The organism is Rhodococcus sp. NPDC060090, assembly GCF_042729855.1.
GTDB lineage: Bacteria > Actinomycetota > Actinomycetes > Mycobacteriales > Mycobacteriaceae > Rhodococcus.
In genome coordinates this window covers 74188-98076 of sequence record NZ_JBHWXB010000010.1, presented here as the reverse complement: position 1 = coordinate 98076, position 23889 = coordinate 74188, and the positions used below count along the sequence as shown (strand labels likewise).

The 23889-nt window shown below is 64.7% G+C and carries 22 protein-coding genes; 11 read left to right on the top strand and 11 right to left on the bottom strand.

Translation table 11 applies throughout. The features are described 5' to 3' along the window. Positions 1–157: 157 nt before the first annotated feature. The 4 genes from ACFWCF_RS15365 to ACFWCF_RS15350 are packed head-to-tail and all read right to left on the bottom strand — an operon-like array spanning position 158 to position 5249. The gene (locus ACFWCF_RS15365) at positions 158–1315 is read right to left on the bottom strand and encodes a beta-ketoacyl synthase N-terminal-like domain-containing protein (RefSeq protein ID WP_378562794.1); all 1158 of its coding nucleotides are present in this window, start codon (positions 1313–1315) and stop codon (positions 158–160) included. Then, on the bottom strand, positions 1312–2514 hold the full coding sequence (locus ACFWCF_RS15360; protein WP_378562792.1) for an OB-fold domain-containing protein: 1203 nt from the start codon (positions 2512–2514) through the stop codon (positions 1312–1314). The genes ACFWCF_RS15365 and ACFWCF_RS15360 overlap by 4 nt, the downstream gene beginning before the upstream one ends. Before the next feature lie 33 nt (positions 2515–2547). Continuing rightward, the gene (locus ACFWCF_RS15355) at positions 2548–3753 is read right to left on the bottom strand and encodes a CaiB/BaiF CoA transferase family protein (protein ID WP_378562789.1); all 1206 of its coding nucleotides are present in this window, start codon (positions 3751–3753) and stop codon (positions 2548–2550) included. Next, the gene (locus ACFWCF_RS15350; RefSeq protein WP_378562787.1) at positions 3750–5249 is read right to left on the bottom strand and encodes an aldehyde dehydrogenase family protein; all 1500 of its coding nucleotides are present in this window, start codon (positions 5247–5249) and stop codon (positions 3750–3752) included. Before ACFWCF_RS15350 ends, ACFWCF_RS15355 begins: the two co-directional genes overlap by 4 nt. 215 nt (positions 5250–5464) lie before the next feature. Between ACFWCF_RS15350 and ACFWCF_RS15345 the strand changes: the two genes are divergently transcribed. From ACFWCF_RS15345 to ACFWCF_RS15305, 9 genes are all read left to right on the top strand, one after another. Next, positions 5465–6274, top strand: coding sequence for a TauD/TfdA dioxygenase family protein (locus ACFWCF_RS15345; RefSeq protein ID WP_378562785.1), 810 nt, complete (start codon positions 5465–5467; stop codon positions 6272–6274). Beyond that, positions 6271–6975 (top strand): SDR family NAD(P)-dependent oxidoreductase, encoded by a 705-nt coding sequence (locus ACFWCF_RS15340; RefSeq protein ID WP_378488673.1) that lies wholly within the window; start codon positions 6271–6273, stop codon positions 6973–6975. Before ACFWCF_RS15345 ends, ACFWCF_RS15340 begins: the two co-directional genes overlap by 4 nt. Before the next feature lie 97 nt (positions 6976–7072). Continuing rightward, on the top strand, positions 7073–7933 hold the full coding sequence (locus ACFWCF_RS15335; protein WP_378488446.1) for a mycofactocin-coupled SDR family oxidoreductase: 861 nt from the start codon (positions 7073–7075) through the stop codon (positions 7931–7933). Positions 7934–8018: 85 nt separating this feature from the next. Next, positions 8019–8210, top strand: a complete 192-nt coding sequence (locus tag ACFWCF_RS15330; RefSeq protein WP_378488447.1) for a ferredoxin — start codon at positions 8019–8021, stop codon at positions 8208–8210. A gap of 17 nt (positions 8211–8227) precedes the next feature. After that, positions 8228–9592 carry a cytochrome P450 gene (locus tag ACFWCF_RS15325; RefSeq protein WP_378488448.1) on the top strand — a complete coding sequence of 455 codons (1365 nt, stop codon included), beginning with the start codon at positions 8228–8230 and terminating at the stop codon, positions 9590–9592. 143 nt (positions 9593–9735) lie between these two features. Continuing rightward, positions 9736–11397: an OB-fold domain-containing protein gene (locus tag ACFWCF_RS15320; protein ID WP_378563074.1), complete on the top strand. Its 1662-nt coding sequence runs from the start codon at positions 9736–9738 to the stop codon at positions 11395–11397. Continuing rightward, positions 11394–12332 carry an alpha/beta hydrolase gene (locus tag ACFWCF_RS15315; protein ID WP_378562782.1) on the top strand — a complete coding sequence of 313 codons (939 nt, stop codon included), beginning with the start codon at positions 11394–11396 and terminating at the stop codon, positions 12330–12332. The genes ACFWCF_RS15320 and ACFWCF_RS15315 overlap by 4 nt, the downstream gene beginning before the upstream one ends. Then, positions 12332–13147 (top strand): NAD(P)-dependent oxidoreductase, encoded by an 816-nt coding sequence (locus ACFWCF_RS15310; protein WP_378488675.1) that lies wholly within the window; start codon positions 12332–12334, stop codon positions 13145–13147. The genes ACFWCF_RS15315 and ACFWCF_RS15310 overlap by 1 nt, the downstream gene beginning before the upstream one ends. Next, on the top strand, positions 13144–13938 hold the full coding sequence (locus ACFWCF_RS15305; protein ID WP_378562779.1) for an NAD(P)-dependent oxidoreductase: 795 nt from the start codon (positions 13144–13146) through the stop codon (positions 13936–13938). Before ACFWCF_RS15310 ends, ACFWCF_RS15305 begins: the two co-directional genes overlap by 4 nt. A gap of 10 nt (positions 13939–13948) precedes the next feature. Here ACFWCF_RS15305 and ACFWCF_RS15300 read toward each other — a convergent pair whose 3' ends face one another. Further along, positions 13949–15508, bottom strand: a complete 1560-nt coding sequence (locus ACFWCF_RS15300) for an acyl-CoA synthetase (protein ID WP_378562777.1) — start codon at positions 15506–15508, stop codon at positions 13949–13951. Positions 15509–15616: 108 nt separating this feature from the next. Between ACFWCF_RS15300 and ACFWCF_RS15295 the strand changes: the two genes are divergently transcribed. Continuing rightward, the gene (locus ACFWCF_RS15295; RefSeq protein WP_378488452.1) at positions 15617–16378 is read left to right on the top strand and encodes an SDR family NAD(P)-dependent oxidoreductase; all 762 of its coding nucleotides are present in this window, start codon (positions 15617–15619) and stop codon (positions 16376–16378) included. 48 nt (positions 16379–16426) lie between these two features. Here ACFWCF_RS15295 and ACFWCF_RS15290 read toward each other — a convergent pair whose 3' ends face one another. From ACFWCF_RS15290 to ACFWCF_RS15265, 6 genes are read right to left on the bottom strand one after another with little or no spacing between them, the layout of a single operon-like run. Beyond that, positions 16427–17380 (bottom strand): NAD(P)-dependent oxidoreductase, encoded by a 954-nt coding sequence (locus ACFWCF_RS15290; protein WP_378488453.1) that lies wholly within the window; start codon positions 17378–17380, stop codon positions 16427–16429. Beyond that, positions 17377–17841, bottom strand: coding sequence for a carboxymuconolactone decarboxylase family protein (locus ACFWCF_RS15285; protein ID WP_378562773.1), 465 nt, complete (start codon positions 17839–17841; stop codon positions 17377–17379). The genes ACFWCF_RS15290 and ACFWCF_RS15285 overlap by 4 nt, the downstream gene beginning before the upstream one ends. 45 nt (positions 17842–17886) lie before the next feature. After that, positions 17887–19305 (bottom strand): aldehyde dehydrogenase family protein, encoded by a 1419-nt coding sequence (locus ACFWCF_RS15280; RefSeq protein WP_378562770.1) that lies wholly within the window; start codon positions 19303–19305, stop codon positions 17887–17889. A 25-nt stretch (positions 19306–19330) separates the two neighbouring features. Beyond that, complete coding sequence (locus tag ACFWCF_RS15275; RefSeq protein WP_378562767.1) at positions 19331–20329, bottom strand: aldo/keto reductase; 999 nt, start codon at positions 20327–20329, stop codon at positions 19331–19333. Next, complete coding sequence (locus ACFWCF_RS15270; RefSeq protein WP_378562764.1) at positions 20322–21731, bottom strand: acyl-CoA reductase; 1410 nt, start codon at positions 21729–21731, stop codon at positions 20322–20324. The genes ACFWCF_RS15275 and ACFWCF_RS15270 overlap by 8 nt, the downstream gene beginning before the upstream one ends. Before the next feature lie 6 nt (positions 21732–21737). Beyond that, positions 21738–23021, bottom strand: a complete 1284-nt coding sequence (locus tag ACFWCF_RS15265) for a hypothetical protein (protein ID WP_378563071.1) — start codon at positions 23019–23021, stop codon at positions 21738–21740. A 150-nt stretch (positions 23022–23171) separates the two neighbouring features. Here ACFWCF_RS15265 and ACFWCF_RS15260 point away from each other — a divergent pair, with 150 nt between their 5' ends. Further along, positions 23172–23828 (top strand): TetR/AcrR family transcriptional regulator, encoded by a 657-nt coding sequence (locus tag ACFWCF_RS15260; protein ID WP_378562761.1) that lies wholly within the window; start codon positions 23172–23174, stop codon positions 23826–23828. The last annotated feature ends 61 nt before the right edge of the window (positions 23829–23889 follow it).

The following is a 23889-nucleotide window of genomic DNA, read 5'->3' as shown; positions in this document are numbered from 1 at the left end:
CGCAGAATTAAGAATCTATTTGTTCAATTTACAGAACAGCAATCTTGCACCCCGGCAACATTTGGCCGATCCGGATACAACGGACATCATGAAAAGGGCCCCGGCGCGACGAAAACCCGCGCCGCAGTTGCGTGTACGCGGGTTCCCGTGCTGATCATCAGCCGGCTGCCGCCTCCAGGATCGTCACGGCCGCAACGGCAGTAGGCCCTCCCACATTGTGTGCCAGCCCGATCCGAGCTCCGTCCACCTGGTTGACAGCGTCGCCACGCAGTTGCTCGAACAGTTCGACGCACTGAGCGACTCCGGTGGCGCCCGGGGGGTGCCCCTTGGTGTTGAGCCCTCCGCTGGGGTTGACGGGTAGCGGTCCTCCGACGTCCGTACCACCGGACTCGATGAGTTTGAACGCCTCGAACTTCTCGGCGAACCCGAGATCCTCGTAGCTGATCAACTCGATACCCGTGAAGTAGTCGTGCACCTCCGCCACGTCGATGTCGGACGGAGTGAGCCCGGCCATCGCAAAGGCCTGCTTCGCCGCGCGCACGGTCGCGGGGAAGGACGTCATGTCGCGCTTATGCTGGTGCATAACGGAATCAAGTCCTACGCCGCTCCCACGTATCCACACCGGACGGTCGGTGAATCTGTCGACCACATCCTCGGCGACCAGAACCAGCGCAGCGGCGCCGTCGCTCTGCGGTGCGCAGTCGTAGACCCCGAAGGGGGTGACGACGGTGTCCGCGGCGAGTACCTCTTCGACGGTGAGCTCGAATCGTCGACAGGCCTTGGGGTTGTTCATCGCATTGTGGTGGTTCTTGACCGCGACCATCGCCATGTGTTCGCGGGTCGCCGGCGATTCGTGCAGGTATCTGCGCACGTGCAGCGCGAATCCCGCCTGCGCGAGCCCGAGCGGGTAATCCCAGGCCATGTCGCGAGACATCGCCTCCCACTCCCACAGCATGCCCTTCGACGCCGTCTCACGGAGCTTGTCGGCCCCCATGACGAGCGCAACGTCGTAGGCACCGGATGCTATGCCGAACATGGCATTTCGTATCGCATCATGTCCGGTTGCGCACGAATTCTCGACGCGGGTGACCGGGATGTCGCGCAGTCCCAGAGTGTCGGCGAGAATCCCCGACGGGAAGCCGTCGGAGGTACCCATCGAGCCGAACCAGGCCGCCTGCAGATCCGAGAGGTCGAGCCCCTTGTCGATGCTCGCGGCGCACTCGGAGAACGCCATCGGCAGCAGGTCTCTGATACCCAACGCGAAATGTTCCGCGAACGGTGTCATGCCCGCGCCGACGATCGCTACGTTCCTCATGCCGCCTCCTCCGTTCCTGCACCGACCGTGCCCGCGATGTCGGGCTCGAATGCATAGCCGTAATCGGGCACACCCGAGCGGACGGCCACTCGTCTGAGCACCAGCCTGCCCCGGTCACCGACGTCGACCGTGCCCGCTTCGACCCCGGTGACCCGCACCAGCGCCCGCACTCCCACATCGTCGAGTTCGACGATCACGAGTGTGTACGGAGTCGTCAGGCCGGGCACCGGTACGTGCACGGTCACCTCGGTGTAGACGACGCCGGTACGCGGAAGTTCGACGAAGATGTAGTCGGTCTTCAGCTTTCCGTCGCGGTCCACCCGGTACCGGGGTGGGAAGTCCAGCTCGTCGCTGTCGGAGAACTTTCCCGCTTCCCACCGGACCTTCGCCTCGAAGGCCCGCTCGTACGCGGCAAGGGAGATCGGGATCTCACCGGTCGCGAGCCGGTCGGATTCGGGCAGGGGTTGCGGGGCTCGCTCCCGGCGAAGGACCGAAGCCGAGCCGTCCGCCACCGTGATCCCCGACAGACTCGCCTGTTCGATCCCTACCAGCGGTCCGGTCGTCGAGGCTTCCGCCATGGCCGCCAACGCGAACAGACTCGAACTCGCGCCGGTGGTGGGAAGTGCGACGGACTCACCGACGGCGAGGGGTGCCGCGTCCTTGTGTCCGACGCCCGCGACGACGACGGGGCTGTCGACCCACGCCGTCGCCAGGGACGCAAGGTAGCCGCGCTTCTTGAGCAGTCGCGGATCGCCGTAATCGTGGACGTCCCCCGAACTGTTCCGGGTACGGACGGGCAGGCTCCGCGATACCCGCGCGGCAGTGCGCACCTGCAATCCACGTTCTGCGGTGAGCGCAGCCGCCGCGCCGGCAGCGTCGATGTCGACCCCGATCACGAGTGTTCGGGGTCTGGCGGAGCCGAGTGCGTCCAGTGTCGCGGGAGCCCCACCCAATCGCTCGATGACCTCGAGCTCGGGATCGAGCCCGAGTCCTGCGAGGAGCACCGCGGCGTTGCTGCTCTCCGTGAGCGGAAGGTCGCGGCTCACGAGTACGACGTACTCGACCGAACCTCCCGATTCGAGTGCGGCGCGACCTGCTTCGACAGCAAGCGTGATCGCGTCCTCGTCGTCTCCCGGAACCCGGGAGTCACGTGTACCCCAGCATGGCAGGTACGTACCGATCGAAGCGATGTATGGCATGGGGCTCTCCCGACGAACTGGACGACTGCCGAACTAGGTGACTGCGCCGGCAGCCTTGAGGGCGATGATCCGATCCCAGTCGAGCCCGAGCTCGAGTAGGACTTCCTCTGTCTGAGCGGCGAATTCGGGTGCCGCTCCCGAAGATGGCGCGGTGACATCGAACTGGACGGGATTACTGACCAATTCGAGCTCACCGGCGTTGATGATGTACTCGTTCGCCCGGACCTGGGGGTCGCTCGCCACCTGCAGAGAGTCCTGCACGGGCGCCCACGGACCGGAGAGGCTTCCGAAGCGCTCGGTCCACTCGGGGAGCGTGCGACTGCGGATCGCCTCACGAAGGAGTTCCACGGCTTCTGCGGTGTGTGCGGCAATCTGCTCCGCACCGATGAATCGGGGATCGTCGATCAGTTCGGGGCGCTCGATGAGCGTGCACACCTCCGCCCAGTACTTCGTCGGTTGCAGCATCACGAACGACAGGAATCGTCCGTCCGCGGTCTCGTACAACCCGGACAGCGGGTTGGTGAGCGCGCCGTGTCCGCCGGGCACAGGAGCCACCATGTGGTCCTGCATGTGCACCGACAACGCGATCCCGTGGCCCATCGCCCACACACCGCTGCCGAGCAACGACACGTCGACGATCGACGGCTCACCGGTGCGTTCACGCTTGAACAGTGCCGCCGAGATGCCGCCCGCAAGGTTGGTGCCGGAGATGGTGTCGCCGAACGCCGGTCCCGGAGGCGTGATCATGCCTTCGGTGCCCGGCGGAGTGAGAGTGGCAGCGATGCCTCCTCGCGCCCAGAAGGCGGTCATGTCGTAGCCGCCCTTGTCGGACTCCTCGCCACGTGGACCGAGCGCACTTCCGCGCGCGTAGATCACCTTCGGGTTCACGGCCCGGATATCGTCGACGTCGATACCGAATTTCGTGCGGGCCTGCGGGAGGAAGCTCGTCAGGAACACATCGCAGTTGCGGGCGAGGTCGTGGAGAAGTTCCCTGCCCTCGGGCGTGCTCATGTCCAGGCCGATGCTGCGCTTTCCGCGATTCGCGTGTTCGACATTGGGATTCGGGTCGCCCTCGACACGCATCGGACCGATCTGACGGAGACCACGCTGCGGATCACCGGTGACGGCGTGCTCGACCTTGATGACGTCGGCGCCCCACTCAGCGAGCACTGCACCCGCAGAGGGAACGAACCCGTACATCGCGACCTCGAGGACGCGGATGCCGTCGAGCGGCCTCACGACTTGACCGCCAGAGCATACGACTTGGTTTCGAGGAACTCCTCCAGACCCTCGTGGCTCATTTCGCGGCCGAGGCCCGACTGCTTGTAACCGCCGAATGGCATATCGGGGCTGAAGTAGTTGCCGCCGTTGATACCGAAGCTGCCGGTGCGGATGCGGCGAGCGATTGCGATTCCGCGATCGTCGTCGGCGGTGAGAATGCCGCCCGACAGACCGTACTTCGAGTCGTTGGCGATCCGGACGGCGTCTTCTTCGTCGTCGAACGGGATCACAGCGAGGACCGGACCGAACGCCTCTTCCTGGGCGATCTCGCTCGACGGATCGACGTTCGCGACCAGGGTGGGCTCGTAGAAGTAGCCGGGGTCGACGGCCTTGCCGCCGGCTGCCAGCGTGGCACCAGCCGCAATCGCGCGCTGCACGAGTCCGTCGACCTTGTCGCGCTGCTTCGCGCTGATGAGCGGTCCCATGTAGATCTTGGGGTTCGTCGGATCGCCGAACGGCACGTTGGCCATCATCGTTGCAATGGCCGCGACGATCTCGTCGTGCTTGTCGCGCGGCACGAGAAGGCGTGAGGTCAGCGCGCAACCCTGGCCGGCGTGCGAGCAGATACTGAAAGCAGCGAACTGGGCGACGGTCGCCAGATCTGCGTCCTCGAGCACGATCAGAGCCGACTTTCCACCCAGCTCGGTGAACACCTTCTTCATCGTCGCTGCAGCCGCAGCCATGATCTGCGCGCCGACCGGTGTGGATCCCGTGAACGTCACTACGTCGACGTCCGGGTGGGTGGTCAGGACCTCGCCGACGGGGATTCCCGACGACGACAGGATGTTCACGACACCCGCGGGGATGTCGGTGTACTTCTGGATGAGCTCGCCTATGGCATTGGTGATGAGCGGTGTATCGGGAGCGCCCTTGAGGACCACGGTGCACCCGGCAGCGAGGGACGGCGCCAGCTTGGCCAGCCCAAGCTGCACCGGGTAGTTGTACGCGGTGATCGCCGAGACGACGCCTGCCGCTTCCTTTCCGACCCAGCGCCGGTGCTTCTGCCCGCGGATCTCGATCTCGGGCTTGTCTTCTTCGAACGAGTACCCGCGCAGGAGATCGGCGTAGTACTTGATGATCCCGATGGGCGCCTCGAGTTGATTGGCATGGGTGGAGATGAAGGTCGCGCCGACCTCCGCGATCAGAATCTCGCGAAGCTCTTCCTTGTGGTCTTGGAACGCCTGATGCAGCTGATCCAGGCACTTGATGCGGAATTCGACGTCGGTCGACCAGGTGGTCGTGTCGAACGCACGTCGTGCGGCGGCAATTGCAGCTTCGGCTTCGTCGACGCCGGCGTCCGGAGCGTGACCGTACAGCTCACCGGTCGCAGGATTGTAGGACGGGAAGGTCTTGTCGAGCGTGACCAACTTGCCGTCGATGAGCAGGGGTTTCGTCACGCCCGTCGATGTAGCGCCGTCGACTACTGCGGTCGACCCGTTGTCCTGCGGTGACATTCCGTCTCCTCACTGGTGGAAATAATATTCTCGCATCTGAGAATCAGAGATCTGCTGGACGCGACTGTACCAAGCGAACCGACTCACGCCTACCCCGTAACGTGATTCACACCACCTGAAAGACCGGGGAGTCGAGAGCTGGACCCGGACAAATCCGGTCTTGCAACCCTCAATCGAACGAGAGTATGGTTCTCGCATCCGGAAGGGAGATTCTTGTGATTGAGACAACAGCACTCAGTCCGTCACTCGGGGTAGAAGTCACCGGCCTCGACAACCTCGACGACGACTCAGTGGTGGCGCAACTGCTCGAAGCGCTCAAGTGGCGAGGGGTGTTGCTCGTCCGCGGCCTCAACCTCGACGACGAGGGCCAGCTGGCCTTCAGCCGTCGCCTCGGGAAGTTGGTGCAGCCGGCGCCGGGGCAGGAAATCTTCACTGTCTCACTCGATCCCGCAAAGACGCCCACGGCCGAATACCTCAAGGGCACCTTCTGCTGGCACATCGACGACACCACCAACGACGTCCCGGCCAAGGCGACCACACTGTCGGCGCGCCACGTCGCGATGGTCGGCGGCGGCACCGAATTCGCCAATACCTATGCCGCGTACGAGAACCTTCCCGAGCATGAGAAGAAGCGCTACGAAGGCCTGCGGGTCATCCACAGCTTCGAAGCCGCGCAGCGCCTGGTGTACCCCGACCCCACCGAAGAGCAGGTTGCAGGGTGGCGCCGGCTTCCCGAGCACGAGTCCTCGCTCGTGTGGGATCGCCGCGACGGCCGCCGATCGCTCGTGATCGGCGCAACGGCCGATCGCATAGTGGGCATGAGCCCCGACGAGAGTCGCGAACTCCTCGACGAACTCCTCACGTGGACCACACAGGAGCGCTTCGTCTACTCGCACGAGTGGTCGGTCGGAGACCTCGTCGTCTGGGACAACACGGGCATGCTGCACCGTGCGCTCCCGTACGACCCGTCGTCGGAGCGCCTCATGCGCCGCACCACGATCGTGGGTGACGAAGCATGGGCGTGAAAACAGCCGTCGTCACCGGCGGAAGCTCAGGTATCGGCAAGGCCATCGCCGAACGTCTTCGTAAGGACGGCCACCAGGTCGCCGTCTTCGATCTGAATCCCTCCGGCGGGGAACTCGAATACAAGGTCGACGTCTCCGATCCGGAGCAGGTCGGGGCGGCCTTCGCGCAGGTCCGCGAAGAGCTCGGACCCGTGACGATCCTCGTCAACGGCGCCGGCCTCGAACTGTACAAACGATTCAAGAACATCGACTACGCCACCTGGCAGAAGGTCGTCGACGTCAACCTCGGCGGCGTGTTCCACTGCGTCCAATCCGCGCTTCCCGACATGATCGACGCCGGCTGGGGCCGCATCGTGAACATCTCCTCGTCGAGCGCGCAGTCGGGCCAGCAGTTCATGTCCGCGTACGTTTCGGCCAAGGCCGCCGTCAACGGGCTCACGAAGTCGCTCGCGCTCGAGTACGGACCGGACGGCATCACCGTCAACGCGGTGCCGCCCGGATTCGTGGACACTCCCATGCTTCGCCGCTCCGAGAGCAAGGGCCTGCTCGGCGGCACCATCGAAGACCACATCCAGCGCACACCGGTCCGTCGTGCCGGCCGCCCCGAAGACATCGCTGCCGCGTGTGCGTTCCTCATCTCGGAAGAAGCCGGCTACATCACCGGACAGATCCTCGGAGTGAACGGTGGCCGAAACACATAGCAGTTCGTAAACCGCAGTACGTGAACCGCAGTACGTGAACACTGCCGGCCCATCATCGGGCCTGTGACAACCACACACTCGATCGAAAGGACGAACAGTGGGACGCGTAGAAGGCAAGGTCGCATTCATCACCGGCGCGGCGAGGGGACAGGGCCGCAGCCACGCTGTCAAGCTCGCATCCGAAGGCGCCGACATCATCGCCGTGGATCGGTGCGAGGACTTCTCGACCATCGGCTACCCGATGGCCAGCCAGGAAGATCTCGACGAGACGGCTCGTCTGGTCGAGAAGGAAGGCCGTCGCATCGTGACGGTCAAGGCCGATGTCCGCGACGCCGCGCAGATGCGCGCAGCGGTCCAGCAGGGCATCGACGAGCTCGGCAAGATCGACATCGTTGTCGCACAGGCCGGTGTGGCCGGCATGAAGGGCGAGCCGCAGCGACAAGCCTGGGCCGATGTGGTCGACACCAACCTTGTCGGCACCATCAACGCCGTGCAGGCCGCACTGCCGCACCTCGGTGAAGGCGCATCGATCATCGCCACCGGCTCGACCGCCGCACTCATGGATGTGTCGAAGGTGGACCAGCCGGGCAAGGACCTCGGCGGCGCCGCGTACGTGTTCTCGAAGCGCGCTCTGTCCCAGTTCATCCACGACCTCGCGACACACCTCGCTCCTGCCGGTGTCCGCGCGAACGTACTGCACCCCACCAACTGCAACACCGACATGCTGCAGAGCGAGCCGATGTACCGGTCGTTCCGTCCGGATCTCGAGCACCCGACCCGCGCGGATGCAGAGCCGGTATTCAGCGTGCAGCAGGCCATGCGGATTCCGTACATCGAACCCGAGGACAGCAGCAACATGGTGCTCTTCCTCGCCTCCGACGAATCCCGCTACGTCACCGGCATGCAGATGCGTGTGGACGGCGGCGGCTACCTCAAGTGGTACGACTACCACATCTGATCAGCGGTCCCGGCCTTCGGGCCGGGGCCTGACTCCCCGAAATGTACAGCCCACCAACAATATCCATTCGAACGGGAGGAACGCGATGAAGGTGCGAGTCGACCCGGACCGCTGCCAGGGACACACGTTGTGCGCCATGGCAGCACCGGATGTCTTCGAACTGAGCGAGATCGACGGCCACGCCACGGCCATCGACACAGAAATCCCCGAAGCCCTCGAGGAGAACGTCCACGAGGCCGTGCGTTCGTGTCCAGAGCAAGCGATCACAATTCTCTGATTCCCGAGAGGACAGTCATGAGTGTCGACCCAGTTGCCGACGCAGCCCGCAAGACTCCCAAATTCGACTTCGACCGGCACGCAGCGGACTACCGGGACCGTTTTCTCGATGTCACCGAGGAAATGCAATCGAAGTGCCCGATGGCGTGGTCCGACACCCACGGCGGCCACTGGGTCGCTGCGGGTAGCAGCCAGGTCTTCGACCTTGCCCGCTCTGCTGACGTATCCACCGACCACGACCTCCACAACAAGCGCAAGGGCTACAAGGGAATCGCGATTCCGTCCATGGAACGCGCGTCCGGTGTCCGCGGTGGCATCCTCGAAATGGACGATCCCGAGCACCACGAGTTCCGGGGTCTGCTCAACCCGTACCTCTCCCCCGCAGCTGTCGAGCGGTGGATTCCCTTCGTCGACGAAGTGGTCCGAGCGACCATCGACGAGAAGATCGAGAGCGGCAAGATCGATTTCGTCGACGAGCTCGCGAACATCGTGCCGGCTGTCCTGACTCTGGCCATGATGGGGATCCCCATCGAAAAATGGGTTATCTACAACGAGCCCGTGCACGCTGCGGTCTACACCCCGCCGGACTCTCCGGACATCCCGCGTATCAACGAGATGCACCGCACCATGGGGCTCGACCTCCTCACGAGCCTGTTCGAGATCCGGGAGAATCCTCGCCCGGGCTTGATCAACGCGATTGCCAACGTCGAGGTCCTCGGCGAGAAGCCCGACGACATGGAGCTGCTGGGCATCCTCAGTCTCCTGATCGGCGGCGGATTCGACACGACGACCGCGCTCACCGCCCATTCACTCGAATGGCTGGGCCTCAACCCCGAGGAGCGGACCCGTCTGAGCGAGGAGCGCGACACGCTCCTCAATCCCGCCACCGAGGAGTTCCTGCGCTACTTCACGCCGGCGCCTGGCGATGGCCGTACCTTCGCCGCCGACTACGAACTCGACGGTACCGAGTTCAAGGAAGGCGACCGGCTGTGGTTGTCGTGGGCCATGGCCAACCGCGACCCCGAGCTGTTCGACGATCCGAACAACATCGATCTCGAGCGACGAGGCAACCGTCACTTCAGCTTCGGGCTCGGAATCCACCGGTGTGTCGGCTCCAACATGGCGCGCATGGTGTTCAAACGGATGGTACTCGCCGTTCTCGATCGCATGCCGGACTACACCGTCGACGTCGAGGGAACAGTGCATTACGACACCATCGGCGTGATCCAGGGCATGCGGCACCTGCCCGCGACGTTCACCCCCGGGCCGCGTCTCGGCGACAATCTCGAAGACACACTGAAGAAGCTCCAGAAGATCTGCGACGAGCAGCGTCTCGCAGATCCGATCACCCGCAAGAAGGATTCGGCGGACCTCGGCAACTGATCCGGCAGCAACTGAGCCGACAGCAACCGATTTCATCCGGGGACGCTGCTGCCTGATACGCAGCGGTGTCCCCGGCACGGACAGTAAGGAATTCGACGCACGTGGCCGAGACAGCGGTGGTCGACCAGACCGGAGACACACCCGTGGCGAAAGCCTCGGGTCGCCCCCTACCCCAACTCACCTCTCAGAACCGCTTCTTCTGGACGGCCGGGGCCGACGGTGTGCTGCGGATTCAGGAATGCGAGTCGTGCTCGGCTCTCATTCATCCGCCACAACCGATCTGCCGGTACTGCCGGGAGCACCGGATGGGTGTCCGCGAGGTATCCGGTTTTGCGACCCTGGCGGGGTTCACGGTCAACCACCGTTTCTCTGTGCCCGGTCTGCCTGCGCAGTATGTCGTTGCGCAGGTTGCGATCGAGGAAGATCCTCGGGTCCGACTGACCACCAACATCGTCGAGTGCGATCCCGAGGAGCTCGAACTCGGAATGCGCATGGAAGTCGTCTTCCAGCAGGACGCGGACGTGTGGCTTCCGCTCTTCCGACCCGCGCAGGAGCAGGGCGAACTCTCTCCCCTGCCGCCCGAAGAGATCGAGCCCGATCAGTTTCGGTTCCATGTGCGCCCCCCGGCCACGCAGGACAAGTACGAGGACAAGGTTGCGCTCACCGGCGTCGGCATGTCCGAAATCGGTCGCCGGCTGATGCGTTCACCCATCGACCTGACCATCGAGGCGTGCGAACGTGCTGTCGCCGATGCAGGTCTGACGATGGATGACATCGACGGCATCGCAAGCTATCCCGGCGGCGGAAACGTCGGGGGGTTCGGTGAGGGCGGCATCACGCAGGTCGAGGCTGCGCTGGGCTTGCGGCCGACGTGGCACAACGGCGGCATCGAGACGTTCGGCCCGGGTGGATCGGTGATCGCCGCGATGATCGCGGTCGCCAGCGGCGCTGCACGGCACGTGCTCTGTTACCGCACCCTGTGGGAAGCCACCTACAGCGAATTGATGAAGCGTGGAGAGATCGCTCCCCCGTCCGGCGGACGCACCCCGAACTGGTTCATGCCGTTCGGTGCCACTTCTGCCGCCCACACCCTCGCGCAGAACGCGCAGCGACATTTTCATCGCTACGGAACCGACCGCGAGACGCTCGGTTGGATCGCTCTCAACCAGCGCGCCAATGCGGCGCTGAACCCGACCGCGATCTACCGCGATCCCATGACGATGGACGACTACATGTCGGCCCGTCCGATCACCACGCCTTTCGGGCTCTACGACTGCGATGTTCCGTGCGACGGTTCGATCGCCGTGATCGTCTCGGCCGTCGATGCAGCGCGCGACCTCCCGAAGCCTCCGGTACTCGTCGAGGCCGTCGGCACACAGATCATGGAACGTATGGACTGGGATCAGAGCACGCTGACCCATGAACCGCATTCGCTCGGGCCGTCGGCGCACATGTGGTCGCGCACCTCGATGAAGCCCGAAGATGTCGATGTGGCCGAACTCTACGACGGCTTCAGCTTCAACTGTCTGTCGTGGCTCGAAGGGCTCGGCTTCTGCGGTATCGGTGAAGCGAAGGATTTCCTCGCCGGCGGCAAGAACATTGCCCGCGACGGGATCCTTCCCCTCAACACACACGGGGGCCAGCTGTCCCACGGCCGCACACACGGCATGGGTCTGATCCACGAGGCCGTGACACAGTTGCGCGGAGAAGCCGGTGCGCGGCAGGTCGCAGGCGCGCGTGTCGCGGTGGCAGCGACCGGCGGGCTCTCCCCGGGCGGCGCGATGCTTCTGCGGATGGACTCATGACGTCCACTTCCCCACAATCCTCAGCGATCGAGGAGGCCGGTGTCGGCGACGCGTGGAGTTCCTCACCCGTCTCCCGCGTCGTCGATATCGAGGGCATCCCGATCTCGGGACTCCTCCTCGAGGCCCCCGACCCGCGCGCAGTGATCGTTGCACTGCACGGAGGTGCTGCATTCTCCGCCTATTGGGACTGCCCGGGGCACCCTGAACTGTCGATGATGCGTGCCGCTGCCTCGCGCGGCTACACGGTGCTCGCTCTCGACCGTCCCGGCTACGGTGCCTCGAGGCCGTTCGCCGAGGAGCTCCGCAATTCCCAGCGTCGGGCCGAGCTCACCTACGCGGCAGTGGACGCTGTTCTCGGCTCGAGCGCATGCAGTACCGGCCTGTTCCTGTGGGGACATTCGGTCGGCAGCGAACTGGCGGTACGGATGGCCACCGACGACCACGGCCACGAGCTGCTCGGTCTCGCGATCTCCGGTACCGGTCGCGAACACCATGCACTCGCGGCGGGAATTCTCGGCACGCGTGAGCGCTACGCTCAGGCGAAAGGTGTGGGCGAACTGATCTGGACTCCCGACGAGGACCTCTATCCGGCCGACATCATGGGTGGCGCGGCAATCGGTTCTCGCACACCGGATTACGAGGCCGATGTCACGGCGATCTGGCCCACGGAGACCTTCCCTCCGCTGGCAGAGCGGGTGCGTGTCCCCGTCCACTACACCGCCGGCGAGTACGAGCGGGTGTGGCGCAGCGATCCGGAGGCACTCGACGATGTCGCCGCGATGTTCACCGCCTCCCCTCGTGTCGTCACGGCCCGGATCGCAGGAGGAGGCCACAACCTCAGCGTCTGCAACGCCGCGCCGGAGTACCACCGGACGGTCATGAACTTCATCGACGACTCCCTCGCTCGGCGAGGCCACCAAGGTAAGGACACATGATGCGCGTCGGATTCATCGGTCTCGGTAGCCAAGGCGGCCCCATGGCGCGCCGCATCGTCGAAGCAGGCTACGACGTGACGCTGTGGGCTCGGCGGAAGGAGTCGTTGGAGCCCTACTCCGACACCGCTGCGAAGTATGCCGATACCCCTGCGACACTCGCGGAGGCCAGCGACCTCGTATGCCTGTGCGTCGTGAGTGACGACGACGTCCGCGCGGTGATCACCGGTGAGAACGGCATCCTCGAAGGAATGCGTGACGGCGGCATCATCGCGATCCACAGCACCGTCCATCCCGACACCTGCAAGGAACTCGCGGAGGTGGCCCGCGCGAAGGGTGTGTCGATCATCGATGCGCCGGTCAGCGGCGGCGGCATGGGCGCGGCCGCGGGAACGTTGCTCGTCATGCTCGGTGGAGACGACAAGAGCGTCGAGGCGGCCCGGCCCGTGTTCGAGACGTACGGAAACCCCGTCGTCCACCTCGGTGAGCTGGGATCGGGTCAGGTCGCGAAGCTGCTCAACAACCTGCTCTTCACCGCCAACCTGGCCACCGCGGCGAGCACGCTGGAGCTCGGCAAGTCGCTCGGCGTCGACCCTGCCAAGCTCGGCGAGGTCGTCTCGCATGGTACGGCGAACAGCTTCGCGCTGGGTCGTGTCGTCTCCGCGGGTGGCCTCGAGCGGATCGCAGGTCATGCCGGTGAGCTTCTGCGCAAGGACGTCACTCTCGTCGCGAGCCTCGCCGAGAGCGCGGGAGCCTCCGCAGGAGTCTCTCTGACCACAGCAGACGCCACACTCGACATGATGGGGTACCAGCGATGAGCCACATCGGATTCATCGGAGCGGGCCGCATGGGCATGCCCATGGTGAAGCGCCTTCTCGGTGCGGGGCACGAAGTTCGGGTACTCGGGCGCTCCGACGAGTCACGCGCCGCAATCGAAAGCACCGGCGCGCACGCTGTCTCCGATGTCTCCGAGGTGGGTATCGACGTCGATCTCGTGACGGTATGCGTCTTCACCGACGCGCAGGTCCGCGAGGTCTGCCTCGATCACGGGCTCCTGCAGGCGATGCCGCGGGGGTCGTCCCTCGTGATCCACACGACCATCAGCCCGAAGACGATCGACGATCTCGTCGCGGTGGCCGAACCGCTGGGGATCGCGGTTGTCGATGCGGCGGTGAGCGGCGGTCCGCACGACATCGCGGCAGGCAACCTGACGCTCTTCGTCGGTGGTCCCGAATCCGACGTCGCCGCCGTCGTTCCCGTGCTGAATGCCTACGGCGACCCTGTACTGCACGTCGGACCGAGCGGCAACGGACTGCGCGTCAAGCTCGTGAACAACGCACTGTTCGCTGCCCAGATCGGGCTGCTGGCCGAGGCAGAGGCGCTCGGGCAGCAACTCGGTGTCGCGCCGGATGCCCTGTTTTCCGCTCTCCCCCACGGGAGTGGGTCGTGCAAGGTGATGGGAAATGTCGCGATGCGTGGCTCCGTCGAGGCGTTCCGCAGCTCGGTCGGTGAGTTCATCTCGAAGGATGTCTCGGTGGTGCGCAACACGGTTGCAGAACTCGGCGCCGATCTCGGTGTCCTGGACACCGCGATCAGCGCACGAACCTGACCGATACGTTTCAGATGACCCGGGTTTCGTGACCGGTCCAGTATTCGTCGCGCACTCGGCGCTTGTACAGCTTTCCGTTGGGGTCGCGTGGGAGTTCGTCGACGAAGTCGATGCTGCGGGGGCACTTGTAGGACGCGAGTTCGGCGCGGCAGAAGGAGATGAGTTCGGCTGCCAGGTGCGCGCCCGCCGCCGACGGGTCCAGTAGCTGGATCACGGCCTTGACGGATTCGCCCATCTCGTCGTCGGGCACTCCGATCACCGCGGCGTCCGCTACGGCGGGATGTGTGACGAGCAGGTTCTCGGTCTCCTGCGGGTAGATGTTCACACCGCCCGAAATGATCATGAATGCGACCCGGTCGGTGAGGTAGAGATATCCGTCCTCGTCGCGGTATCCCATGTCGCCGAGGGTTCGCCACCCCTTGTCGTTGGTGACGGACGCCGTCTTCTCCGGATCGTTGTGGTACTCGAACGGGCGGCCTCCGGCGAAGTAGATCGACCCGATCTCACCGTCGGGAAGCTCTTCGCCGTCCTCGCCGACGATGTGACATTCCTGCATGGGCCGCCCGACGGATCCTGGATGCTCCAGCCACTCCGCGGCGGTGATCACCGAGGTCCCGACATCTTCTGTTCCCGAATAGTATTCGTCGATGATCGGCCCCCACCATTCGAGCATCTGCCGTTTCACCGGTATCGGGCACGGCGCCGAGGCGTGGACGACCGAGCGGAGGCTCGAGATGTCGTACCGGGAGCGCTCGGACTCGGGAAGTTTGAGCATGCGGACGAACATCGTCGGAACGAATTGGGCGTGGGTGACCCGATGTGTCTCGATGAGCTCGAGACACCGCTGAGGATCGAAGCTCTCCATCACCACGACGGTGCCGCCGAGCCGGTGCCACGACATCGAGAAAACCAGCGGCGACGCGTGATACAGCGGTGCCGGTGACAGATAGACCACGTCCGATTGTGGACCGCCCATGACCAGCCCCTTGGCGATCTGCACGGGAGGCGACGACGGGTCGCCGAACGCGGTTCGGGGCAGCGGCTTACGCACACCCTTCGGGAATCCGGTGGTGCCGCCCGAGTAGAGCATCTCGCGTCCCTCGGATTCGTCGATCGGCTCGACGGTCTCGTCGGCGAGCACTTCGTCGTAGCGTTCGAAGCCCGGCATGTCCCCGGAGACGCACACCCGAACAGAGATCTCGGTGAGGTCGAGTTGTTCGACGGTGTCGCGCACCGTGTCGCTGGTGATCAGGGCGGTGGCGCCGCAGTCGTCGAGTACGTGCTGTACCTCGCCGGTCTTGAAATGCCGGTTGATCGCGGTGTAGTACAGGCCGGACCGTTGAGCGGCCCAGCAGATTTCGAGGAAGGGGCGGTTGTTCTCCATGAGGATCGCAATATGGTCTCCGGGCTCGAGCCCGCGGGCTCGGAGTGCACGGGCGAACCGCACCGACCGTTCCTCGAGTTGCGCGTAGGTCACCGTCTCGCCGTTCGCGCCCATCACGATCGCAGGCGCATCCGGACGCTCGAGGGCATGCACGGTCGGAGTCAGTCGAATATCGGTCTCCGTCACAGGTTCTCGCTCTCACAGTGGCAGTTCGACGGTATCGGTCAGGTCGGATACCCTCAACTGTAGAACGTCATTCCGCATTTCAGAAGCACAATTCTCGTAGGGGCAGCTGTGGAAGGTTTGAAGGACAAGGTCATCCTGGTCGCCGGAGCTGCGACAGGTCTGGGAGCCGATTCTGCCGCGCGTCTGGCCCGTGAGGGAGCGAAGGTCGTCGTCGGCGACATCGATCTGCAGGGCGCCGGGCACACCGCGGAGACGATCACCGAGAACGGCGGCACCGCGATTGCCGTCCACGTCGACATCTCCGACGACGCATCCGTACAGGCTCTCGTCGCGGCGACCATCGACGCATACGGCGGACTCGATGCCGTACATATCAATGCGGGCGATATGGGATCGGTCAGCAAGGACAGCGACGTCGTCGACATCGACCTCGATGTCTGGGATCGCACCGTGGCGGTGAACCTGCGCGGCCACATGCTGGTCACCCGACACACCGTTCCGAAACTGCTCGAGCGTGGCGGTGGAGCGGTCGTCTACACGTCGTCGATCGCGTCGTTCACGGGAGAGGCAGCCCGCCCCGCCTATTCCGCCACCAAGGCCGGCATCAACGCCCTCGCCCGACACGTGGCGTCACGGTGGGGCAAAGAAGGTATCCGTGCCAACGCGATCACGCCCGGTCTGATCGTGACACCCGAGATCCGCGACGGTGCGCCCGCCGAGATCCTCGAGCGGGGAATGGCGCGTAACCGGACCACGCGCCACGGCGAACCGCGCGACGTGTCGAGCATGGTGGCATACCTGATGTCGGACGAAGGATCGTGGATCACCGGTCAGGTGGTCAACGTGGACGGCGGAACCGTTCTGCGCTGACCTACCGATGAGAAAAGCCTCGCTCCCTGAGGAGCGAGGCTTTGTTTCTCAGTGATCGGCCGGATCTCCCAGCGACACGTGGTGGAGTTCCTCCAGGTACCGCACCACATCCGTCTGGTCTGCGGCCGGATCGAGTTCGTCGACCGCCGCGTTCCACAACCGTCCCACTGCCTCCCCGAGGAGCGGTGAGATCTCCTGATCGTGCGCCAGGTCGAGTGCGATTCCGATGTCCTTGCGCATCAGGCGCGCAGCGAACCCGGAGTCGAACGACCTCGACAACACGAACTTCTCGAACTTCGTCTCGGTCGCCTGATTACGTCCGCTGCTCGCGTTGAGCACGCCGAGCAACGTGGCAGGATCGATCCCGAACTTGCGGCCGACGAGAAGCGCTTCCGCCGCGATGAGCACGTTGTTCGCGGCCATCAGATTGTTGAGGGCCTTCGCCGCGTGACCGGATCCGACCGGACCGACGTGGATGACGTCGCTGCCCGTCGCATTCAGCAGAGGAACCACCGAATCGACCGCGGCCGCTTCTCCGCCGACCATCACGGCAAGCGCGGCCTGCCGGGCACGCGCGACACCTCCACTGACCGGAGCGTCGACGACCGCGATGCCCTTCTCTGCCGCCGCTGCGGCGAGTGCCTGTGTGCGCGTGGGGATACTCGATCCCATGTCGATGATCGTGCTACCGGGCCGAAGGTGCTTCAGCAGGCCGTCGTCCGAGAGGACGACGCTGTCGACGATGTCGCTCGTCGGGAGCACCAGGACCACGACGTCGCAGTCCGCGAAGTCGGCCGGACCCGTTGCGCCCCGGATACCGGTGTGGCCGGCGAGGAACCGTTCCTGGGACGCCGGATCGGCGTCGAACACCACCGTGGACTGACCGCTGGCCACGAAATTCTGGGCAATGGGCCGTCCCATCGCACCGAGTCCGATGTGGCCGACGGTCTTGCCGGGCAACGGCACGATCTTGATCGTTGCGGTTTCCGGGCCGGCGGTCATGCGTTGTCCCCCGCGGTGAGCGGGCCGAGTTCGGTCACGAGCACTTCCTGAACCACCCGCATCGCCGAAATACCTGCGGGGCAACCCACATAGGCGGTCGCGTGGACGACCGTCTCGGTGATCTCCTTGCGGGTGAGACCGTTGCCGAGCCCCGCGCGAATGTGCGTCGCCAGTTCCTGGTGCTGCCCCAGCGCGATGAGAATGCTGATCGTCGCGAGCGAGCGGTCGCGGCGTTCGAGCCCGTCGCGCGTCCACACACCGCCCCAGACGAATTCGCTGACATACTCCTGCAGCGACTCTCCGTCCGATCCTGCGTTGCGTTCGAGGGCGGCATCGACGTACGCATCGCCGAGCACGTCCCTGCGGACCGCGAGTCCGGCGTCGAAGAGGGCGCGGTGCGCGTCGTCGACGGACACTCCGCTCACCCCTGCTTTCTGAGTCGTCACTGAGTCCTGGGTCATGAAACGTTCCTTCCGAGAATGAGTGTCAGCACCCGCGTGCGTTGGTCAGAGCTTGACGGTGACGCATTTGACCTGTCCGTAGTGGTGCAGCGCTTCGACGCCCTTCTCGCGTCCGTAGCCACTGTTCTTCCATCCACCGAACGGGGTCTGAACCGATGCCGTCGACCACGTGTTGACGAAAACCTGGCCGGTGCGCAAACGGTCGCTGACAGCGAGCGCCCGGGACACATCCCTGGTCCACACACCGGCGATCAAACCGTACTCCGAGTCGTCGGCGATCGTGACAGCGTCGTCGTCAGTGTCGAACGGGATCACCACGACGATCGGACCGAAGATCTCTTCGCGCGCAATGCGCATCGAGTTGTCCACCCCGGTGTACACGGTGGGGTCGATGTAGAAGCCGCCGGTCTCCTCCGCCAACGCCGAGACAGTGCCGCCGATCTCGGCACGAGCACCCTCCGATTCGGCAACCTTGAAGTATTCCTGGACGCGCCCGAACTGTTCGCGAGTGATGATCGGACCCATGTCGCGTCCCACCCGGATCGCAGCGACAGCGTCGACCAATCTGCGTACGACCTCGTCGTGGACCTCGCGTTGCACCAGCAGACGGGTACCCGCGGAACATACCTGCCCCGCGTTGCCGGTGAATGCCGCCAGTGCCCCGGCGACGGCGGTATCGAGAGCGGCGTCGGCGAAGATGATGTTCGCCGACTTTCCGCCGAGTTCGAGGGTCACCGGAATGATCCGTTCTGCCGCAATACCCGCGACAGCACGGCCCGTCGGCACCGAGCCCGTGAACGCGACCTTCGCGACCGCCGGGTGCTGTGCGAGCGCAGCACCCGCTTCGCGTCCGTTTCCGAGCACGATGTTGACCACGCCGTCGGGAATCCCGACCTCCGTGGCGAGTTGCGCGAGCCGCACACTGGTCGCCGAGGTGTTCTCGGACGGTTTCAGTACCACCGTGTTACCTGCGGCGAGCGCGGGCGCACAGGCCCGCGACGCCTGATTGAGCGGCACATTCCACGGCGTGATGACGCCGATGACACCGTACGGCTCGCGCTTGGTGAACACATGCTCGTCGGGTGCCACGTCGAGGGTCTCCCCGACGGGCATCCCGACGAGTCCACCGTAGAACTCGAAATACACGGCGGAGTTCTCGATTTCACCCGCCGCGACGGCGAGTGGCTTACCCGTCTCACTCACCTCGAGCTCGGCCAATTCGGACTTGTTCGCACGAATTGCCCGGCCGAGGTCGGTGATCAGGCGCCCACGTGCCAGGGCCGGGATCTTCAACCACTCCGATGTCGCCCTCGACGCAGCGGCGACCGCGGTGTCGATGTCGTCGCTGTCGCCGTCCGCGATCTGTCGCACGGTGCGACCGGTCGCGGGATCGGTCACCGGGAGGTAGCCACCGCCGTGGGGCGCTGCGGCAGCTCCGTCGATCCAGTGTTCGAGGGTCTCCATCGTGTTTGCCTTCCTCAGTCGCGAGCTACCGACGGGCTCGGGCCCGAAGAGCATCCGGTGTGAACATCGCCCGGCGCTCGTGCAGGAATTCGTGCGGATAGCCGAGGCGGATCTTCGATGCCTCATCGAGTCGCGCCAGGTGCGAGTCGTCGAGTTCTACGTCCAGTGCCGCCAGATTGTCGTTGATCTGGTCGACAGTGCGTGCACCGATCGACAGCATAAGCCCTTGCGTGCGTACCCATGCGAGCGCGACCCGCGCGGGTGAGACACCGAGCTCGCCGGCAACCTCACGCGTGGTGGTCAGGACCCGCTGCACGGGGACGGGGAGCTTCGCGAAGTCTTCGTCGGACATGGTGCGGGCCAGGGTGCCGCGCCCGAGCGGACTCCATGCGGAGACCTCGATACCCAGCGCTCGTGCCATCGGCAAGAGGTCGCGTTCTGCAGTGCGTGCGGTGAGCGCATATTCCACCTGCATCGTGCAGAACGAGTTCCATCCGCGCAGTTCGGCGATGGCGACGGACTGCGATACAACCCAGGCCGGGGTGTTCGACACCCCGATCGCGAGCACCTTGCCCGACCGCACCAGGTCGTCGAGAGCGCGCAGGGTCTCGTCCACCGGTGTGCACTGATCCCACGCATGGACCCACAGCAGATCGATGTAGTCGGTGTCGAGCCTGCGAAGGCTCGTCTCGACGCTGCGGCGCAGGCTCTTCCGGTGGTTTCCGCCCGTGTTGGGATCGGCGGGGTCGGTGGGGAAGGAATACTTGGTGCTCACGACGACCGAGTCGCGCTCCGGTGCCACGAGTCGCCCGAGGATTTCCTCGCTCGAACCGTTCGTGTAGTTGTTCGCGGTGTCGAGGTAGTTGCCGCCGGCTTCCCGGTACGTCTCGTAGATCTTCCGGCTGGTCGATTCGTCGGTGCCGAAACCCCATTCGGTGCCGAAGGTCATCGTGCCGAGGCACAGGTCGCTGACCCGGATACCGGAGCGGCCGAGCACCCGCATCGGAATTGCATTTTCAGGCATCGTCGTCCACCACCCAGTTCACCATGCGGTGCAGCGGGTACATGCCGTCGTGCGGGCCGCCCATGCTGCCGCGAAGTGCACCACCGAGCTTGACGAGCCGCTGCACACCCGCGGTCGCGAGGTGATCGCGGATCTCGGCCTTGCGGTGCGCCGGGTAGACGCCGACCGTCTGTGTGGCCACCGTCGCGTAGGACGCAGCGTCACGCAGTTGCGCGATCGGAATGACGTTCACGGTCTTGAAGTTGGGGTGGAAGTCGACCATCTCCGGCGAGCGGACGACGAGTCCGGAGCCGTCGAACTTGCCCCATACCCGGTAGTCCGGCTCCAGGTAGCGCATTCCTTCGACCGCTTCGCGGATTTCGGAGTCGGGCTTCGGGCCTAGTGCAGACGCGAAATCACGGTCCACACCGAGGCGCTCGTGCAGCAGCGCGCAGAAGCGGTCGACCTGTTCGACGTCGCCCTCGACGCAGATGTGACGCGCTGCGAGGCACGCATCCTGGTTGAAGATCGTGACGTCCGCAGCCGCGAGCTCGGCGACCTCCCGCAGCGTCTCTTCCGATTCGAACGCCTCGCGACCGACGATCGCCATCGAGACCTTCGGGTCGAACGAGATCAGACCGAAGCCCGGCCCCGCGTACTTCGCCGCGTTCTCGATCGCGGCACCGCCGCCCCACGCCACGAGTTTGTCGAAGTACTGCGAGCGGTAGAGCACGCCTTCGACCGACTCGTCACCGCCGCGCCAGTAGACAGCAGAGATCGACTTCAGAACGGGGTGATCGGGTGCGATATCGGCCATCGTCCGGAGCACGGCAACGGTGGTGAACGGGTCTGCCGACGGCATCTTGAACACGTTGACGGCCTTGAGAAGAGCCGCGTCGGCGATCGATGTCATGGCCGCGCTCGGTGAGTTCCCGGCAAGCATGTGGACGAGTCGCGGCGGGAATGCACGGATTTTGCTGACGCTGCCGTTGGGGTCGGTGTTCTCGACCCATCCGTCGAGGACGTCGATGCTTCCGAAGGTGCGCTCGAGCCGGTATTCGAGGGCCTTCTTCGTCAGGAACTGGCCCGGTCGCCGGAAGGTGTTCTCGATGATCCGCCGGGGCAGTGCGCTGACCTGCAGCGTCATCTCCAGCGATTCCTGAAGATAGGGGTTCTTCTCCAGGGAGAGTTGCCCGGCGGTCTCCACGAGGAAGTCGATGATCTCCGAGACGGGCACATCGAAGGCCGGCCCGGGCTCCGTGCGCGGAACGAACAACTCGTTGTATTCGATCTTGGGAGTCACGAACGGGACTCCGAAGTCGCGGGAGAGGTACTCGTTGTCCTCGCCCCAGACCAGCTTTCCGCGCACGAAATGCGGTACCTGGATCTTGGTGCGTGCGGGTGAAGGTGCAGTTGCGGTCATGGTGCTCTACTCCCCTACGATTCCGCGGACATAGGCGTCCATGGTTCCGGCACAGGTGATCTTGTCGTCGTCTCCGAGGTCGGAGTAGCGCACGATGTTCGGCAGGACGGTCTCGCCGTCGCGCCCGCACGGGCAGCGGCCCTGATCGACCGTGATCTTGTCGCCCGAGATGGTGCCGCCCCAGCGGCCGTCGACGGTGGTGTCGACGAATGCGGCTCGGCCTTCGACCAGGTCGCCTGATGCCTCGGCGAGCGCGTCGCCGTCCTTGTTCAGAACGAGAAGGACGATTTCCTCCGGCACGTGGTAGCGACCCTCTTCCGGGCACTTGAACATCCGGTTGTTGAGTTCCTGCATGGAGTAGTAGTGCAGGAAGCGCTCCGGAACGATGTTGAGCATCCGGTAGATCTGTTCCTGGTAGTCGTCGGGCAGGTTGGTGCCCTTCAATCCGCCACCGCTGGTGAGTCCGTTGGCACCGGTGATGTCGCCGTCCTTGACACCCCGCTCGCGGAGGATCTCGACGAGGCGGTACAGCTGCGGGAATTGGGAGGTGAACAGGATGTTCTCGTCGCGGCGGGCGAGGATCTCATCGGCGTAATGGTTCAGTCGCCGATCCTGGAGCGCAGCTCGGTCTGCGGCCTCCGCTTCGAAGGACGCGATGTCGTCGGGGGCGGCAGTGCCATCGGCCATCGCTCGCCGCATCGCCGACAGCTTCGTCATGTAGCGATGGAAGCCCTCCGCCGGAGGCGCGTCGAACAGCGGGAGCGCATCGGGGCGGGAGAACGAATCGATCATCAGATCGCGAACTGCGTTGTGCTGGGTCTGACCGGTGTCGGGCCCGACCGGGATGACGTGCCATGTGCCTTCGGGCGCTATCCCCAGTGATGTGAAGCAGTCGAGCAGATTCTGTTGGTTGACCTCGAGGTCGCGCACAGACTTGTTGAGGAACGAGCCCTTTCCACTGGTTCCGCTCGAGCTGGACACCATGTGGCCGGCCTTTTCCAGCGCGGCGATCCAGCCGTCCACATCCGTCACACCGGAGACGTCGACGTCGTCGAGCCGACGGGTGGACAGAGAACCGAGCCAGCGGTTCATCTGTTGCCACTTCCCCTTGGCGATAAGTGTTTCCGGGTAGCTCTTGTAGGTGGTGTGAGGGAAGAGCAGGGGAACGATGTCTTCTCGCGAGGTAATTTCGGTGATGCCTTGATCGTCCGCACGCTGCGTCAGAACGGGGACCTGCGCCCGCCGTTCCTGGAAGTACGCATTCAACGTCCCGATGACGTCCTTCTGCATCGTCACTTCTGTCACTGTGCCCTCCGGCCGTTGAGTTTCGGGGAATCCGAGATAACTAGACTTGTGGGTATAGTTATCGATTACGGATAACCATACTCAGGAGGAAAGATTTGTGTCCAGAGGCAATTTTGTTTGGCACACTCCTCACTTATGACACCGGTGAACGATTTGCCGCAGGCCGCGAGCACCGGTCGGCGCCGAGGGGGCCGACCGACCAAGGAGGAAGCCGGCAAACTCGATGCAGCCGTTCGTGAATCCGCACTCCGACTGTTCCTCGAAAATGGCTACGAGGGCACGACGATGAATGCCATCGCAGCGGCAGCGGGAACGACGAAACCGTCGCTGTACGCACGCTTTCCCACCAAGGAGGACGTCTTCCGGTCGGTGCTCGGGTGGGCGATGTCGCGGACCGACTGGCCATGGCCCGAGCCCGAGCTCCCGGATTTCGGCGATCTGGAGAAGGCGCTGACCGCGATCGCCGGCACCGCGGTCCGCCGCGCCCTCGACCCGTCGATGATCAAACTCCAGCAGGTCTCGGTCGCCTACGCCTCCCGCTACCCCGATATCGCCCGCAAGGCACTCGGTTCCGGATATTGGCCGCGTACGAAGCAGGTCGCCGAACTCCTTCGTCGGCACGCCGCCACCGGTGCCATCGTGGCCGACGACCCCGATACCCTCGCCGAACTGTTTCTCGGCATGGCGGCAGGCGCGCCGGCGCGCCTCGCATCGTTCGGGATCATCCGCGGCAATGTCGACGAGCACATCCGTGCCGCAGTCGACCTGTTTCTGCGCAGTCTGCGACCGTAGAGCGCCCTACAACAACGCCGCGATCGGGCCTCAGCGGCCCGTGCGAGGTCCACCAACGGGA

Coding starts and splice junctions, on each gene's coding strand:
- ACFWCF_RS15365 (WP_378562794.1), bottom strand. CDS start 1,315: ATGAGGAACGTAGCGATCGTCGGCGCGGGCATGACACCGTTCGCGGAA.
- ACFWCF_RS15360 (WP_378562792.1), bottom strand. CDS start 2,514: ATGCCATACATCGCTTCGATCGGTACGTACCTGCCATGCTGGGGTACA.
- ACFWCF_RS15350 (WP_378562787.1), bottom strand. CDS start 5,249: ATGTCACCGCAGGACAACGGGTCGACCGCAGTAGTCGACGGCGCTACA.
- ACFWCF_RS15330 (WP_378488447.1), top strand. CDS start 8,019: ATGAAGGTGCGAGTCGACCCGGACCGCTGCCAGGGACACACGTTGTGC.
- ACFWCF_RS15325 (WP_378488448.1), top strand. CDS start 8,228: ATGAGTGTCGACCCAGTTGCCGACGCAGCCCGCAAGACTCCCAAATTC.
- ACFWCF_RS15315 (WP_378562782.1), top strand. CDS start 11,394: ATGACGTCCACTTCCCCACAATCCTCAGCGATCGAGGAGGCCGGTGTC.
- ACFWCF_RS15310 (WP_378488675.1), top strand. CDS start 12,332: ATGCGCGTCGGATTCATCGGTCTCGGTAGCCAAGGCGGCCCCATGGCG.
- ACFWCF_RS15305 (WP_378562779.1), top strand. CDS start 13,144: ATGAGCCACATCGGATTCATCGGAGCGGGCCGCATGGGCATGCCCATG.
- ACFWCF_RS15290 (WP_378488453.1), bottom strand. CDS start 17,380: ATGACCGCCGGCCCGGAAACCGCAACGATCAAGATCGTGCCGTTGCCC.
- ACFWCF_RS15285 (WP_378562773.1), bottom strand. CDS start 17,841: ATGACCCAGGACTCAGTGACGACTCAGAAAGCAGGGGTGAGCGGAGTG.
- ACFWCF_RS15280 (WP_378562770.1), bottom strand. CDS start 19,305: ATGGAGACCCTCGAACACTGGATCGACGGAGCTGCCGCAGCGCCCCAC.
- ACFWCF_RS15275 (WP_378562767.1), bottom strand. CDS start 20,329: ATGCCTGAAAATGCAATTCCGATGCGGGTGCTCGGCCGCTCCGGTATC.
- ACFWCF_RS15270 (WP_378562764.1), bottom strand. CDS start 21,731: ATGACCGCAACTGCACCTTCACCCGCACGCACCAAGATCCAGGTACCG.
- ACFWCF_RS15265 (WP_378563071.1), bottom strand. CDS start 23,021: ATGCAGAAGGACGTCATCGGGACGTTGAATGCGTACTTCCAGGAACGG.
- ACFWCF_RS15260 (WP_378562761.1), top strand. CDS start 23,172: ATGACACCGGTGAACGATTTGCCGCAGGCCGCGAGCACCGGTCGGCGC.